This window comes from Kingella sp. (in: b-proteobacteria), from assembly GCF_030527935.1.
In the GTDB taxonomy this organism is placed as follows: Bacteria; Pseudomonadota; Gammaproteobacteria; order Burkholderiales; family Neisseriaceae; genus Kingella_B.
Genome location: NZ_JAUMZV010000012.1, coordinates 1 through 14,989 on the forward strand (window position 1 = coordinate 1; position 14,989 = coordinate 14,989).

Sequence of the window (14,989 nt, forward strand, 5' to 3'; positions counted from 1 at the left end):
TAGGGGAAATTCTAACTTAATGTGAATTTCCTGAGTTATCTAGGACAGCCCCTTAGTTTAATCTTATTGTCAGCTTCGGAATGGCAGCCTTGATAAGTCAAATTATGGTCGCTAATAAACTGTCTGCCGCAGTTTTTGCACAGATAGTTTTGTTTGCAGTAGCTTTTTACGCCGTTTTTCTTTATGCTTGCGCTGCGGCATCTAGGACAATAGAGTGGTATGGATATGTTCACACCTTAATCATACGATTCTTTGCCTTGATGCCGCTTGATTTTTTCGGGTAGCATACTTTTTAGGACACTACCCCAATTAAATATATTCCTCGCCTAGCTTGGCAACAAAATTAAAATCTTTATCCAACACAATATATGCGCCCGTATATTTGCCCATCATAGACAGCACATATAATTTCCCATGCTGTTTTTCCAAATTAACCAACTCAGCTTGCACCTGCGGCGTATTATTAGCAGCTGTTTGGCGAGACAACTTATCTGCTTGTTCCACCATATCCAAAGATTGCTGGATAGCATCGTAAGATTTTGTCGTACCACGCACATGCAAACCTGCAATAGGAATACCTTCCAAGCGCGATAATTGATTCAAATCCACTTTCGCAAGCTGCTCATCTTCCGTCACTTCGCGCGCATTAAGTACAGCAGCCGAGCTAGTATTGTAAATCACTACCAATTTTGGGCGCTCTTGATAAACCGTATGGATGCCGTAGCCCAATGCTGCAAACTGAACCACCGCAATAATCAATAAATCGCTAATAACCTCTCTGCGTTTTTTATGCGGATTAAAAACCAGCAAAGTAATCAATGGACCAATTACCACATCCACCCCAGCCATCAGCATCAGCCCCTGCCAGCCACCGCTCATACTAAAATAAAAAGAAGGATAAAGTTTCAATAACATCCATGCCACAATTGCCGCAAATATTAACAATGAAAGACAAATATGGATGAACATTGCAAAAAATTTTGCACGAATAAGTGATTTAGAAAGCATATTATTAACCTCAACATTATAAAAATTTTTTGGCACACGACTTGCTTATATTCAAAGCCAAGCTTTTTAAAGCAAATTATAAAGGAAAGAAATAAAATGAAAAATCAAATCATTAACAAAGGATTTACCCTTATAGAACTGATGATTTCAATCGCTATTTTAGGAATCCTAGCGGCAATTGCCTTGCCAATGTATCAAGACTATTTGATTAAAGCACAAGTAAGCCGCGTATTTTATGAACTAAATGGCGCTCGCACAATCGTGGAATCCATTATTGCCAATGGCAATTCACCCACCATTGTGGAAAGCGATGATGGCAAAAGCGATGGCTCATTTGATGGTCGCTATGAATATATTGGCATCAACAATAATGGGGGTTCATCTAATCTTATTCGCATTGCCGCAGTGGATGGAAGCACGGGGACACTAAGCGCCGTTTTTGGTAAAGCTGCCTACACGGGCGTTAAGGACACCAAAATCACACTCACGCGCACAAGCAATGGTTGGGAATGCACAATTGATGGCTCTGCTGCGCAAGCATGGAATGTCAAATACACTCCTGGCAACTGTAAAAATATTTAATACAACGTAAAAAAACCGTTATCTACTATTGTGGATAGCGGCTTTTATATTTTTCGGACCATCTCAATCAACAGTCCAACTTATAATTACTCTCTCACTTTAAAATGCACCCAACTTACATCACTCCAGCGCAAATTTTTATGCAACGGAGCTTTTGTTAGCCTATCTACACTAGGTAAATTAATAATTGGTGGCATATGGTCTCCCACTACAATTACTTCCACTCCTTTCATTTCAGGTTTTTTAATCAACTCGCCCAAATCATCAAAAAACTGAGCCTCTAATCGCATATTATTACAAATATCCCCCTCAAATAATCCATATTTTTGACAATCTAAGCCTGCTTCATGCATATCAGTTTGTATGTAAGGAAAATGGGATGTGAGTGTGAGCCAATAAACAAATTTTTTACTATCTTTGGTATCGGCAAATTCCTTAGCGACCACATCAGTTAATGCGCTATCACATACACCATTAAATGCATGGCATTTAGGTAAGTTCATCATGTTTTCAACGAAGAGAACTTTGGAAAAACCCGCTTTAGGATACCATTTAACACGATCATATAATCGACCGCTGGCTCCATGCAAAGCTGTGGTTTGATAACCTTGCTGCTTGAGTTGATAGGGCATGCAATCAATAAATTCTTTATCTTCTAACATACCAAAAGCATAGCCATTTTTGATAGCTTTATTACAGAGCTCGCGCATTTCACCCTGAACGGTTGCGCCTGAAAATTCAAAATACCCTTCATTAATGAATTCTAAATTATCTTTTTGTTTGTAAATATTATTCAATATTTGACGTTGTACTTCTTTCTCCCTTGCAACACCCCATGACTCAGCAATAATAAATAAAATCTTGTTAGATAATGGCTGTTGTAAATTAGACATCGCCCTATTTCCTAAATTAGGCGAAATTTGAGGTTTTGTTTTAGCAAAAATAGAAAAATCGCTTTGATTTTCAGAATCGTATAAAAAAAACTGGCTATTGATAATAAAATAATTGCTGCGCCCAAAGCGTTCATATGCCACATCACGATAAGTTGCTTCCTTTACCATCCAGCCAATCGTGCCAAACACAATCGCGCAAGCTAAAACAAATTTAAATGTTGCCTTCTGTGCTACTTTATTAAGCAAGAATGGAAACACTAAGGCATAGAATGCCACGCCAAAAGTAGCCACAATATATAAGGTGGGAGCCTGAAATAAGAAAGGCGCCAATGAGCGGATAGCAGCAAAATCCATAAACGGAAAAAACTGAATCACGAACATCAACACATCAATAAACAAGGAGATTATCCAAGTGATAACACCTAAAATTTTGCCTAATTTAAAAGGTAGCGGCAGTGCAAACAATACCAAACACAGAAAATAGTCCAAATTAATGATAGGACGCCCCAGTCCTAATACTGTGCCCACTATCCAAAACAAAACGTTAGGCAACAACAATGTAAGAAGCGCCCAAAACAAACGCTGACGATAACTATGAAATGGAGGAAGTTTATAATCCTTGCTTAAAACTTTTACAAAAGACATTTTATTTCCAATACACCCATCAGATATATGATTCAATATAATCAAGAAGACCATACCACATATGTGGTATGGTCCAATTTTGTCAAAAAATCTAACTATTATGGCGCAGTAGTACCTTTAGTACAGCCGCTAGGAATGAATTTTTCTTTGAATTTTGCTGCAGGAACGATAGTACAAGTCCATACGCCATCCGCATCACGATTTTGCTGCACTACAGTACCATGGATATCTTTATTAGCATTACCACCTAAAGTACCTGAAATATAACCAGAATTACCAGTAAATTTAACCTCTGCTGCTGACAACAAATTAGAGCGTACAGCAGTACCAGAACCTATACCAGTTTTCAAACCAACGGGAGCTTTTGTTTTAGCATCAGTTGAAGAAACATCAGAACCAGCTACTGGATCTTTACCGTCAAACAAAGCAGCATCAACAGCAGTTTTAGCAGCAGCCAATTCGCTCACTACGCGAGTAGTTTGAGATTTAGAAATGTAGTCTTGGTACATAGGCAGCGCGATAGCAGCCAAAATACCCAAGATTGCGATTACGATCATCAACTCGATCAAAGTGAAACCTTTTTGCATAGTTTTCATGTTTTATCTCCAAGATAAATTAAAGAATGTGCGGCGCGTTTTTCAGGGAAGAACACTTGCTCGTGCACCGCGTTGCGAACCAAGTGTGTTGTGCTTAGGTTTTAGCATGGGTTGTGCCAGCTCGTATTTTTATTTCAATTTATTGTTTTTTATGTTATTTTTATTTTTATGACATTTTTGGGCAGTGGCGTTTTGGGTAATTTTGGATGATTTTTGGCAGCTTGGCTGACGGAATTTGTCAGGTTTTTGAGTGTCGGATATGGATTATTTCCAGTTTGAAACTTTTGCAAAATCTAAAATACAACAAGAAACAGCAACTTCTTCGTCATTCCCGCGCAGATGGAAATCTTGATGGAGTTTAAACAACAGTTTGTTTTTACAATTATTTCTGAATATTAAACAAGATTCCCGCCGGCGCGGGAATGACGGTATTTCTTATTTTTCAGGCTGCACTATGAGTTCAAAGATTTCAGTTTGACCAAGGATTACTTCCATAATAAGGCAGTCTGAAAATGCTTACGCGCCCTACCCCAGCTTTTCCAGCTTAGCAAACGCGGTATCCAACTCTTTAATGCCGTTTGCGCCGAAGTTGATGGTGAGTCGTACGCTTGCGCCCTTATCTATGGCTTCGATAATCACGCCCGTGCCAAATTTGGCGTGGCGGACATTTTCGCCGAGTGTGTAGCCGTGGTAATCGCGTGGGGTTTGGCTGGTCTCGTTATACTCGTTTTCAGGCTGCCTTTGGGGTTGCGCCCAATGGCTTGCGCTTGCGGTTTTCAGGCTGCCTGTTGGTTTGGGTGGGGATAGGTGGTGCAGCAGTTCGCTGGGGATTTCGTCAATAAAGCGGGAGACGATGCTGGTTTGGGTGATGCCGTAGAGTTGGCGCTGTTGTGCCATGCTTATATATAGGCGTTTTCTGGCGCGGGTGATGGCGACATACATGAGCCTGCGTTCTTCTTGCAGCCCGCCGTGTTCGGCTAGGCTCATTTCGCTGGGGAATCGCCCTTCTTCCATGCCGCTGAGAAATACGTTGTCAAATTCTAGCCCTTTGGCGGCGTGCACGGTCATCAGTTGCACGGCTTCTTGCCCTGCGCTGGCTTGGGTTTCGCCGCTTTCTAGGCTGGCGTTGCTTAAAAAGGCGAGAATGGGGAACTCGGGGCTGTTAGTGCTGTTTTCAGGCTGCGTTTCAAAGCGGCTGTCTTCGGGGCGGAAGTATTCGGCGGCGTTGATGAGCTCGTCTAGGTTTTCGGTGCGTTCGCGTTCGCTGGTTTGTTTTTGCGCTTGGTAATGCGCGTATAAGCCGCTGTCTTGCAGGATGGTTTGCAGGATTTCAGGCAGCCTGAAATGGGGGATTTGCTGTTGGAAGCTGTCTATCAGTTGCACGAAAGCGGCGATTTTGCTGGCTTTTGCGCCCATGCCGCAGGCGGCTTGCCATAAGCTGATGCCTTGTTCGGCAGCGGCTGCTTGGATGTTCTCTACGCTGCGCGTGCCAATGCCGCGCGGGGGGAAGTTAATCACGCGCAGCAGGGCGTTGTCGTCGTTAGGGTTCACGGCTAGGCGCAAGTAGGCAAGGGCGTGTTTGATTTCTTGGCGTTCGTAAAAGCGCAAGCCGCCATATATCCTATAAGGTATGGCAGCCTGAAAAAGCTGTTGCTCAATAATGCGCGATTGGGCGTTGCTGCGGTATAGGATGGCGATTTGGTCTAGCGGCGTGCCGTGGCGTTGCAAATGGCGGCATTCTTCGGTGATGAACTGGGCTTCTTCGTAGTCGTTATACGCGCAAAAATAGCGGATTTTGTCGCCGTTTTCGGCTTCGGTGCGCAGGTTTTTGCCCAGCCGCTCGCTGTTGTTTTGGATAACGGCGTTGGCAGCGGCAAGAATGTTGCCCACGGAACGATAGTTGCGTTCCAGCTTGATGGGGGCGGCGATGTGAAATTCGCGCATCAGGTCGGTCATGTTTCCCACGTTTGCGCCGCGAAAGCGGTAGATGGATTGGTCGTCATCGCCCACGGCAAAAATCGCGCTTTGCTCGCCCGCGATGAGTTTGAGCCATGCATATTGCAGCTTGTTGGTGTCTTGAAATTCGTCCACCAAAATATGATTGAAGCGGTTTTGGTAGTGCGTGCGCAGCACTTCGTTGGCATTGAGCACTTCGTAGCTGCGCAGCATCAGCTCGGCAAAATCCACCACGCTTTCTTGTTGGCATTGCTTTTCGTATTCGGCGTAGCACAGGATGAGCCGTTGCAAATGCGGGTCGGGCGCGTTCAGGCTGCCTGCGCGCAAACCCGCTTCTTTTTGCGCGTTGATAAAGCCTTGCAACACGCGCGGGGCTAGGCTTTCTTCGGCTATGTTGAGCTGTTTGAGCAAGCGTTTAATCAGCGAGAGCTGGTCGCTGCTGTCTAAAATTTGAAACGTTTGCGGCAAGCCCGCTTCGCGGTGGTGCAAACGCAAAAAACGGTGGCACAAGCCGTGAAACGTGCCCAACCACATGGCGCGTAAATTCAGCGGCAGCATCGCGCCCAGCCGCGTTTGCATTTCTTTGGCAGCTTTGTTGGTAAACGTTACCGCCAAAATGCTGTGCACGCTCGCCATTTGGTTTTGCAGCAGCCATGCGATGCGCGTAGTCAGCACGCGCGTTTTGCCACTGCCTGCGCCTGCCAACACCAGCGCGGATTGTGGAGGATAAGTTACAGCGGCAAGCTGCTCGGGGTTAAGGTTGTTTAACAGCGATTGGGATGGGTTTTCGGATGAGAAGTGCATGGTGATGATGGCGCGGCGGCGTGGATGCTGATTCAAAATAGGCATCAGGCAGCCTGAAAACAAAAGGAACGCGATTGTAGGGCGTTTTTCAGGCTGCTTACAAGGGAGCGATGGCGCAACGGTTGTTGTATTTTGGTTGCACATTATTTTCATAAATTTACCTCTTGCAAACCAAAATGAACAACATTATCATTCGCGCAATAATATTAAGAGTGGTTATCACTCAATAAGGAGGCACACCATGTATGTTTGCATTTGTAACGCGATTACCGACCACAAAATCAAAGAAGCCGTTGCCGCAGGCGCATCTTCTTTAACCGATTTGAAAGACCAATTGGGCGTGGCATCTTGCTGCGGCTGTTGCGCGGATTTGGCTACTTCGTTTTTAGCGGTGAACAACATCGCGGGTAATAAAACAACAATTTCGGGCATTAGGGTTGAACAATAACGGGAAAAGATATATAATATTCAAACAGTTTTTCATTTTGATGTATCCTTTCCTTTATCAAGTTTTTTGGGCAACCGCACAGGTTGCCCCTTTCTTTTGCTGCTTGGATTGCGTTTAGACTGCGCGTAAAAGGCAGCCTGAAAACACAATTTCCGTTTTCAGGCTGCCTTTTTTGTTGCCAACAAAATCTCTTACAGCTGGTGCAGCGCAATTGCAATCCACCGCATAAAACGCCGCGCCATCATCCACACCATCGCGTTATTCCATCTCGCCACCGCGCTCGGCAAATATGGCGCGGTTCTGCGTTACCCAATCGCGCACCTGTTGGCGGATGGTTTCAAATTGTTTTTGCTCACTTATTTTTAGCTCCGCAACTCCGCCACGCTCCGCAGGCTGCCTATCCACGCATCACAATATCCCAGCCAAATTTCCCCATCAGCACCACCAGCGCAACCATAAAGCCCATGCGCAAAAACTTCGCGCCGCCGCGCATCGCCAGCCATGAGCCGACAAATCCGCCGCAAAAATTCGCCGCCGCCAACGGCAACGCCCAAGCCCACACAATATGCCCGTTTGGCACAAAAAAACTTAACGCCGCCAAATTGGTGGTCAAGTTAATTACCTTTGCCGAAGCCGTTGCGGTTAAAAAATCATACGCAAAAAAGCGCACAAACACAAACGCCAGCAAACTGCCCGTGCCTGGCCCCAAAATGCCGTCATACAGCCCAATCGCCGCGCCTGTTGCCAAGCCGATGGCGTATTCGCGCCGCGTTAAAGCCGCATCGCGCACCATCTGCCCCAAATCCTTCTTGCAAAACGTGTACACCAGCATTGCCAGCATCACCCCCAGCATCGCAGGCTTCATATAATGCACAGGCACAAGCGATGACAACTTCGCCCCCAAAAACGAAGCCGCAAACGCCAACGTCGCCGCAGGCAATAACATCCGCCACGGCACGCGCACCCGCCGTACAAACTGCCCTGCCGCCATCGCCGTGCCTGTAAACGAAGCAAACTTGTTCACACCCAACACCGACGACACAGGCGTGCTATTCGGCAACAAACCAAACAGCGCAGGAATCTGCAACAAGCCCCCGCCGCCCACCGCCGCATCCATCAACCCCGCCGCAAAGCCCGCCACCATCAAACCCAACAAAACACCATCCATAAACACTCCCAAGGCAGCCTGAAAAGCATTTCCGCCCCATCAAACCGCGACACATTATATATATGCGTTACACCGATAAACGAACAGCCAACCCGCCTTAACACATTTTCAGACTGCCTAACATTCGCCCACCCAATTTTGCACAAACCCGCTATACACCCAACCCAACGCTTGCCACAATGCCGCCATTTCAACCGCCACCAAGGACAACATTATGGCACAACGCACCCAATGGCAACGCAACATCAGCGCAATTCTCGCCACCAGCATCCTCGCAGGCGCACTTTCAGGCTGCACCATCTCCGACGACCCGCTCACCAACGCCGCCGCCACAGCCGCCACCATCGGCGTAGCCAGCCTACTCTTCTTCAACACCAGCGATAACCACTACTACGACCGCGACTACAACCGCCTGCCCCACGACTACCGCCCATCGCGCAACGCCCGCGTAGAGCGCATCCGCAATTATGACGACTACCGCCGCTACCGCAACGACTACGACCGCCGAGATGACCGCGACCGCCGCGACTGGCACGAAGACAACCACCGCGAATACCGCGACCGCTGGAATCGCGACCATTATCGCAACGACAATCCACAACGAATGATGTGGTAAACAACCCAAAAGCACGCCCCCCCCCAAAGCGTGCTTTTATCATCATACCAACCACACACATTTTCAGGCTGCCTATTCATAGAAACCAATAGGCAGCCTGAAACGAAGTTCAACGTAGCTCAAAACAGTTTACCCACATCCACCCAGCTAAACCCATCATCCCTTGCGCAGCACAATCTGCCGCTCAAACTCCCGCAACCGCTTATAAATAGACATCAACTCCACAATCGTCGTCCAAGACAACACCAAAAACTGAAACGCATCCTGCACCTTACCAAACGCCCGCACCACCTGTTGCAACACCCCCAGCGACAACACCCCCGCCAGCAAACTCGGGCCCAACGCAATATAAGGCACCACCACCGCAAACTGCAAATAAGACCACCGCACCAAATCAAAATACAAATATAATGCGCATACAACACAAAATTATTCCGTCGCACCGCCCCAAACAACGCCCGCAAATTTTCAGGCTGCGCCCGCCCCACATCATCCTCCCCCAACACCAACTCCTTACGATACGCCGCCTCCACCCGCTGATTGTTGTACTCCAACCCCGGTAACTTCACCCTCACCGTCGCCAAAACCACCGTCCCCACAATAGAAAACACCAACGCCACAAACACCAACGAATGCGGCACACGCCCCACCCAAGGCAACACCGTAACCTTCTCGCTCAACGTCCACAAAAGCGGCAAAAACGCCACCAAAGTCAAAACCGCCCGAATAAAACTCTCCCCCAAAGCCTCCATCGTCCGCGCAAAACGCATCGTATCTTCCTGAATACGCTGCGAAGCCCCCTCCACCTGTCGCACCCAATGCCAATTTTTCTCATAATATTCCGTCATCGCCGAACGCCAACGAAAAATATAATGCTTACCAAAAAAATCCAACAACACCGTCAGCGCAATCGACACCCCCGCAATCTTCGCAAACACCAACAACCGAGCCCAAAACTGCGGAAACGTAACCGAATTAGGCGACTTCAAAATCTCCTGAATCCAATCATAAAACATCCCAAACCACTCATTGATTTTCACATCCAATTCCACCTTAAACCAAATCGCAGCCAAAACCACCGCCGTCCCCAACCAAGCCCAAAGCCGCCACTTACCATTCAAAAAGAAACAACGAAACATAAAATTCCCGCAATCATCAAAAAAAACACATTTTAACAAAACCCCATCACGCAACCTGAAAATAAATAACACAATGATTTAAAACAATAAATAGCAATACGACAAAACTGGCAACCAAATTTCAGGCTGCCCAAATAAAAATATGACAAATTTTGTCGCTTTTTCTTGCCAAAACAAAAATTGTTAGCTAGAATACGCCCATCTTGCACAGTTAAACGCAATTTTGCATATCTCCAAAGAATAATTTCCCAGCACGTTCCCCGCCGAACGTGCTATTTTTTTGCTTTAAAAAGCATAAAAACCCCAAAACACGCAATGCAAAAAAAGGTAAAATCAAATTAAAATAATGTGTTATATTTGGAATATAAATTGCTAAAATACAAAACATTTACTCTCAAAGTTTGTTCGCACGATAAAGGACAAGAATCATGAAACACAAAAAACAACTTCGTCTCAAACCCATAATCATAGGTTTAGCATCAATCTGCTACATCGTCCCCGTGGCAAATGCGGTATTGATTAACGAGGATTTCACAAAAGGGCAGACTACGCAGAAGTGGTATATGCCGCTGCCAGGTGGCGGTATGACGAACAACCCTAGAGGCAAACCCGCTGTTAATACCGCATGTTTAACCTCTCGTGCCGCCCCCACCACGGGTACAGCTAGGGGCGCATCTGTTTCCGACCCCGTGAATCCTACAGGTTCTGCCACACCAGGTACACCAGGCTCTCCTGGTCGTTGCCCCAAAGATAATGATGATGATGGCAAAGGCGCATTGCGTTTGACGCCTACTGATTACCATAGAGTAGGCGGTATCGTTTCAACCGACCCCTTCCCTACCAATGACGGGGTAGATATTACATTTACCACATACACATGGGGAGGCACGGGTGCCGATGGCATGACTTTCTTCTTAGCAGATGCTGACCGTCCCGTTACATTGGGCGCATCAGGTGGTGCTTTGGGTTATCCATGCTCCAATGAAAACCCGATATATAACGGCGTAGATGGTGCCTACATCGGTATCGGTATGGATGAATATGGTAACTTCCTAAATGGTGCAATGGATATGCCTTGGTCTGGTAATTATACTTCGCCTCATCCCGTTGGTGATAACACCCGAACAGGTCCTAATTACAGACCCGATGGTTCAAAACGTGATGGTTTGAACAACTTCCATGACACTATTGGTATTCGTGGTAAAGGCAACATTGCATTCAGCTATCTTTATAACGATTGGCTGCAAGATATTTATACCTACCATGGCTGGGGCAAAGTGCCCGCTGCAACATTGCAAGCTTTCAAAAATGAATGGTGGACAAAAAAATTCGGACAACTATTCCAAAGAAACGGCGGTTTTGATAATCAACCCGAAATGCACATCAAACATATGTGTCGTTATGGGTATCAAACCATTCAAAAAAAATACCTGCCTGCTGGACAAAACGACTTACGGGTAGATGATACGGATAAGACACCCGAGCCCATCCGCTTATATGACTACAAATTCCTAGCATATAAAAAACTACCGCAATCAATGGACTTCCCTCATGTAAGAAGCCGTGCTGATGCTAAGCCCATTCAATATCGGATTCGCATTGATAAAACAGGTAAAGGTAGCGTGTGGTACTCCTATAATGGTGGAGAATTCCAAGCCATTATGTCTGAACAAGATTTGGTAAAAACTAATGGTCCGTTGCCTAAAGCATTCCGTTTTGGTTTTATGGGGGCAACAGGTGGTTCGCACAATAACCACGATGTAACTTGCTTTAAAGCCTCATCCATTACCGAATCCGAAGGTAATATTTCGGTGAACAACCCAGATTCGCAAATCGTAGAAAACACCCAAGTTTACATGACTTTCTACAATAACTATTTCTGGACTGGGCAAGTTCAAGCGAAAAACTTGATAGTTGCAGGCGGAGATGTAAGCGTTGCACCACAAGCTGCGTGGGATTCAGCCTGCTTGCTTGATGGCGGTACTGCTGATGCGGGTGCGGGGACCTGTTCTTCAACAGGCAAAACTGGTTTGACCCGCCGCAACTACACCACGCGTAACTTGATTACATGGAACGGCAGTTCAGGTGCGAATCTCACTTGGGGCAATCTTACCTCAGACCAAAAAGCCAGCCTGAAACACGATGGCGAAGACGATGCACGCGGCGAAGCACGCTTGAACTATTTGCGTGGCGATCGCGCCAACGAAGCATCGGATGCTACTGTTGTTAATGGTTTCCGTGCGCGCCGCAGCGTATTGGGCGACATCATCAACTCATCACCATTATGGGTGGGCTATCCTGACAAAGATTACAGCACGGTTAACCCAAGCTTTAACGATAAAGTAACAGGTGCAACAGGTGCAGAAGCTAATGCTACGCAAAACTATGCTGCTTACAAAGCAAACCGCATGAGCCGTAGCAATGTTGTTTACGCAGGCTCTAACGATGGCTTCTTGCATGGCTTCCGCGCAGGTTCGCATACTGCTGCTGGCAAAGTAAATTTGGCAACCAGCGATGGTTATGAATTGATGGCTTATATGCCTTCTAGCGTGTTGAAACGTATCGCCAAAGTAACCACTACTGGTGGTTCAACTAACTACGCGCAAGACTTTACCCATGAGCAATATGCCCACAACTACTATAACGATGCGCCTCCGGGAACAGGCGATGTATTCTATGGTGGTCAATGGCACACTTGGTTGATGAGTGGTTTGGGCGCAGGTGGTAGCACTGTTTACGCTTTGGATGTAACCGACCCTGACAACTTTACTGCCGCTAATGTAATCGGTGAGTGGTCAAATGGCGATGCGCCTATTTGGAATAATTTGCACAACTCTTACGGCACGCCTGTATTCGGTCGCTTCCACGATGGCAACTGGGGTGCGGTGTTTGGTAATGGTTGGTGTAACACCAAAGATGAAGAAAACGGCAACTGTACCGCTAGCGATGGCGAAGCGGGCATTTATGTGATGTCTATCAATCAAACCACAGGTGTTCCATCATTTGTGTTTATCGGCACAGGTGAAAGCGGCACGAAAGATGATCCAAACGGCATCGCATACGTTACCCCATTTGACGTAGATGGCGACAATATTTACGACTACGCTTATGCTGGCGATATCAAAGGTAATGTATGGCGTTTTGACTTAAACGGTAACACCGCAGCTAGCTGGTCAAGCGTTAGACCCAATAAACTATTTGAAACACGCAGCAACCCTGTAAACGCAGGAAGACAGCCTATCTCTTCTCGAGTGGTTGTGTCTCAAAATAGATTGATTGGTGCTGACCCCATCATCAACTTTGGTACCGGTATCCGCATAAATGGCTATCTCAGCACCGATGATACTTATGCACAAGGCATCCAAAGTATTTATGGTTTGCGTGATACTACTGCGGTAAGCCGTCAACCGTTTACCCAAGTTACTTATGCACAATTGCAAGAGCAACAAGTAACAGGTAATAAATTGTCTACCAATGAAATTGACTGGGGTAGCAAAAAAGGCTGGTATATGAATCTGGGTAAAACAGAACGTAGCGATGGTAAAACAGCCTACGAGCAAGTTATCTATGACATTACCTTGCAAGCAAACCGCTATGTATTGGTGAATACATACATTGATGCGAAATCAGCAACGCTCACTTGCGATACCACCACTCAAACGGGTTACACTTATCCGCTTTACACCGAAAACGGCGCGGGTTTGAAAAACTTCTATGATGGTTTAAGAACTGACGAGGCGATCCGTAAGCAATTCAATATTTCTGGTTCTGCTTATGTATTAACGCTGACCATCAACGGTAAAACCTATTTGGTTTCCAAAGACTCAACAGGTAAGCCTATCTTGGAAGAAGTGTTCCCACGCTTGGGCGACCCTGCTCTCCGCCGCGTTTCATGGCGTGAAATCTTCTAAACCAGTTAATCGCTAAGCAAACGGCATCTGTATTAAAACAGATGCCGTTTTTTTGTTGGCCGTTTTCAGACTGCCTGAATACGTTGTTTGAGCACAGAAAAGGCAGCCTGAAACGCGAAAAATAATTTTCAGGCTGCCTTTTGCCTTTCAACAAAAGCAATTATAAAATAATGTCTTAACCCTTTTTTGCAACACCACAACCATTCCACCCATCCCCAAGGCAGCCTGAAAATGCACCCCATCCGCAAATTCACCCGCAATCCCGCCGATAGCAGCCATTACGACTATTGCGCTCGCCACCGCTACCCCGTTATCACGATTACCAATCTAGATGCCGAGCATTGCATCTTGTTCTACGACATCACCGAACGCGATGGCGACCTAGCCGCCATCTCCGCCGCCATGCGCCCAATCGCCGAAGCCTACGCTGAAATGTTCGCCCTGCCCACCCACATCCGCAGCCGCTTTGCCGACCAAAGCTACTACTTCAATCTCCCCGTGCGCCGAGAACACGCCGAATATGCCGCTGATGCGCTGTTTGATTACCTGCTGCGCCAGTTTAAGGCAGCCTGAAACCCAATCCCAACCACCCAACTCAAAAAGGAAACCCCCATGCACCCACTGCTCCACTCCCTGCTCACCGCCGCCAACCCCCGCTTCACCGAATCAGCCGAAGCAGGCAGCGGCGAAATCCTGCTTGCCCACCAAGCCGCCGCAGGCAAATGGTGGCTGTTTTGCGCCGCCGTGTTCCCGTTTAACCTTTTCGCCGCCGCCCACGCCCGCCAAAAAGCCCAAACCCTGCGCCAGCGTTGCCCATAGTTTCAGGCTGCCTATGCCGTTCCCATCAACACAGCATTAGGCAGCCTGAAAACAAGGTAGCGTAGGGTGTGCCGCTTTGCTACTCACGCTGTTTGCCAAACCGCCTGCCCGCCGTAGATGGCGACGACCGCGAACTCTTTATCAGACTGGGCTGCGCCACCGAAAACCTTTGCCTTACCGCCGTCCATTTCGGCTACACCGCCCAAGCCCATCTTGCCGACAACCACGCCATCCACATCACCCTACACAGGCAGCCTGAAAACCAAAAGCAGCCTGAAAACGAAGCCCTATATGCCCAAATCCCCCGCCGTCAAACCAACCGCGCCACCTACAACGGTCAAACCATTCCCTAAACCGAGTTAGACAGCCTACTCGCCGCCCAACAAAGCAACACCGTTTCCCTA

General features: G+C 47.0%; 14 protein-coding genes and 2 pseudogenes. 7 read left to right on the forward strand and 9 right to left on the reverse strand.

All coding sequences use genetic code 11. The features are described from left to right. Positions 1-77: 77 nt before the first annotated feature. Both Q4A85_RS05245 and Q4A85_RS05250 read right to left on the reverse strand, forming a co-directional pair. Positions 78-233 (reverse strand): annotated as a pseudogene (locus tag Q4A85_RS05245) (IS1 family transposase); the annotation flags it as partial. 76 nt (positions 234-309) lie between these two features. Then, positions 310-1,044 carry a hypothetical protein gene (locus Q4A85_RS05250; protein WP_303108275.1) on the reverse strand — a complete coding sequence of 245 codons (735 nt, stop codon included), beginning with the start codon at positions 1,042-1,044 and terminating at the stop codon, positions 310-312. Positions 1,045-1,104: 60 nt separating this feature from the next. Between Q4A85_RS05250 and Q4A85_RS05255 the strand changes: the two genes are divergently transcribed. Beyond that, positions 1,105-1,590: a pilin gene (locus tag Q4A85_RS05255; protein ID WP_303108277.1), complete on the forward strand. Its 486-nt coding sequence runs from the start codon at positions 1,105-1,107 to the stop codon at positions 1,588-1,590. An 86-nt stretch (positions 1,591-1,676) separates the two neighbouring features. On the opposite strand, the gene Q4A85_RS05260 is transcribed toward Q4A85_RS05255, so the two are convergent. The 3 genes from Q4A85_RS05260 to Q4A85_RS05270 form a co-directional block, all read right to left on the reverse strand. Beyond that, positions 1,677-3,128 (reverse strand): sulfatase-like hydrolase/transferase, encoded by a 1,452-nt coding sequence (locus Q4A85_RS05260; RefSeq protein ID WP_303108279.1) that lies wholly within the window; start codon positions 3,126-3,128, stop codon positions 1,677-1,679. Between the two features lie 98 nt (positions 3,129-3,226). Then, positions 3,227-3,724, reverse strand: coding sequence for a pilin (locus Q4A85_RS05265; protein WP_303108281.1), 498 nt, complete (start codon positions 3,722-3,724; stop codon positions 3,227-3,229). A gap of 525 nt (positions 3,725-4,249) precedes the next feature. After that, positions 4,250-6,484: a 3'-5' exonuclease gene (locus Q4A85_RS05270; protein WP_303108385.1), complete on the reverse strand. Its 2,235-nt coding sequence runs from the start codon at positions 6,482-6,484 to the stop codon at positions 4,250-4,252. A gap of 241 nt (positions 6,485-6,725) precedes the next feature. On the opposite strand from Q4A85_RS05270, the gene Q4A85_RS05275 reads away from it, so the two are divergent. Further along, entirely contained in the window at positions 6,726-6,932 is a 207-nt protein-coding gene (locus Q4A85_RS05275; protein WP_303108283.1) for a bacterioferritin-associated ferredoxin, read from the forward strand. Positions 6,933-7,190: 258 nt separating this feature from the next. On the opposite strand, the gene Q4A85_RS05280 is transcribed toward Q4A85_RS05275, so the two are convergent. Both Q4A85_RS05280 and Q4A85_RS05285 read right to left on the reverse strand, forming a co-directional pair. Continuing rightward, complete coding sequence (locus tag Q4A85_RS05280) at positions 7,191-7,337, reverse strand: hypothetical protein (RefSeq protein ID WP_303108285.1); 147 nt, start codon at positions 7,335-7,337, stop codon at positions 7,191-7,193. Next, on the reverse strand, positions 7,330-8,100 hold the full coding sequence (locus tag Q4A85_RS05285) for a TSUP family transporter (RefSeq protein ID WP_303108287.1): 771 nt from the start codon (positions 8,098-8,100) through the stop codon (positions 7,330-7,332). Before Q4A85_RS05285 ends, Q4A85_RS05280 begins: the two co-directional genes overlap by 8 nt. 214 nt (positions 8,101-8,314) lie before the next feature. Here Q4A85_RS05285 and Q4A85_RS05290 point away from each other — a divergent pair, with 214 nt between their 5' ends. After that, positions 8,315-8,716, forward strand: coding sequence for a hypothetical protein (locus Q4A85_RS05290; RefSeq protein WP_303108289.1), 402 nt, complete (start codon positions 8,315-8,317; stop codon positions 8,714-8,716). A 156-nt stretch (positions 8,717-8,872) separates the two neighbouring features. Here the strand turns inward: Q4A85_RS05290 and Q4A85_RS05295 are convergent, their stop codons facing one another. Beyond that, positions 8,873-9,106, reverse strand: a complete 234-nt coding sequence (locus Q4A85_RS05295; protein ID WP_303108291.1) for an SbmA/BacA-like family transporter — start codon at positions 9,104-9,106, stop codon at positions 8,873-8,875. 68 nt (positions 9,107-9,174) lie between these two features. Next, positions 9,175-9,855 (reverse strand): annotated as a pseudogene (locus Q4A85_RS05300) (SbmA/BacA-like family transporter); the annotation flags it as partial. Positions 9,856-10,283: 428 nt separating this feature from the next. Here Q4A85_RS05300 and Q4A85_RS05305 point away from each other — a divergent pair. The 4 genes from Q4A85_RS05305 to Q4A85_RS05320 all read left to right on the forward strand — a co-directional run bounded on the left by Q4A85_RS05305 (position 10,284) and on the right by Q4A85_RS05320 (position 14,938). Further along, positions 10,284-13,766 (forward strand): PilC/PilY family type IV pilus protein, encoded by a 3,483-nt coding sequence (locus Q4A85_RS05305; RefSeq protein ID WP_303108293.1) that lies wholly within the window; start codon positions 10,284-10,286, stop codon positions 13,764-13,766. Positions 13,767-13,997: 231 nt separating this feature from the next. Beyond that, positions 13,998-14,339, forward strand: a complete 342-nt coding sequence (locus Q4A85_RS05310) for a hypothetical protein (protein ID WP_303108295.1) — start codon at positions 13,998-14,000, stop codon at positions 14,337-14,339. A gap of 39 nt (positions 14,340-14,378) precedes the next feature. Further along, positions 14,379-14,585: a hypothetical protein gene (locus Q4A85_RS05315; protein ID WP_303108297.1), complete on the forward strand. Its 207-nt coding sequence runs from the start codon at positions 14,379-14,381 to the stop codon at positions 14,583-14,585. 92 nt (positions 14,586-14,677) lie between these two features. Beyond that, on the forward strand, positions 14,678-14,938 hold the full coding sequence (locus Q4A85_RS05320; RefSeq protein WP_303108299.1) for a hypothetical protein: 261 nt from the start codon (positions 14,678-14,680) through the stop codon (positions 14,936-14,938). The last annotated feature ends 51 nt before the right edge of the window (positions 14,939-14,989 follow it).

Coding starts and splice junctions, on each gene's coding strand:
- Q4A85_RS05255 (WP_303108277.1), top strand. CDS start 1,105: ATGAAAAATCAAATCATTAACAAAGGATTTACCCTTATAGAACTGATG.
- Q4A85_RS05260 (WP_303108279.1), bottom strand. CDS start 3,128: ATGTCTTTTGTAAAAGTTTTAAGCAAGGATTATAAACTTCCTCCATTT.
- Q4A85_RS05265 (WP_303108281.1), bottom strand. CDS start 3,724: ATGAAAACTATGCAAAAAGGTTTCACTTTGATCGAGTTGATGATCGTA.
- Q4A85_RS05270 (WP_303108385.1), bottom strand. CDS start 6,484: ATGCACTTCTCATCCGAAAACCCATCCCAATCGCTGTTAAACAACCTT.
- Q4A85_RS05275 (WP_303108283.1), top strand. CDS start 6,726: ATGTATGTTTGCATTTGTAACGCGATTACCGACCACAAAATCAAAGAA.
- Q4A85_RS05285 (WP_303108287.1), bottom strand. CDS start 8,100: ATGGATGGTGTTTTGTTGGGTTTGATGGTGGCGGGCTTTGCGGCGGGG.
- Q4A85_RS05290 (WP_303108289.1), top strand. CDS start 8,315: ATGGCACAACGCACCCAATGGCAACGCAACATCAGCGCAATTCTCGCC.
- Q4A85_RS05305 (WP_303108293.1), top strand. CDS start 10,284: ATGAAACACAAAAAACAACTTCGTCTCAAACCCATAATCATAGGTTTA.
- Q4A85_RS05310 (WP_303108295.1), top strand. CDS start 13,998: ATGCACCCCATCCGCAAATTCACCCGCAATCCCGCCGATAGCAGCCAT.
- Q4A85_RS05315 (WP_303108297.1), top strand. CDS start 14,379: ATGCACCCACTGCTCCACTCCCTGCTCACCGCCGCCAACCCCCGCTTC.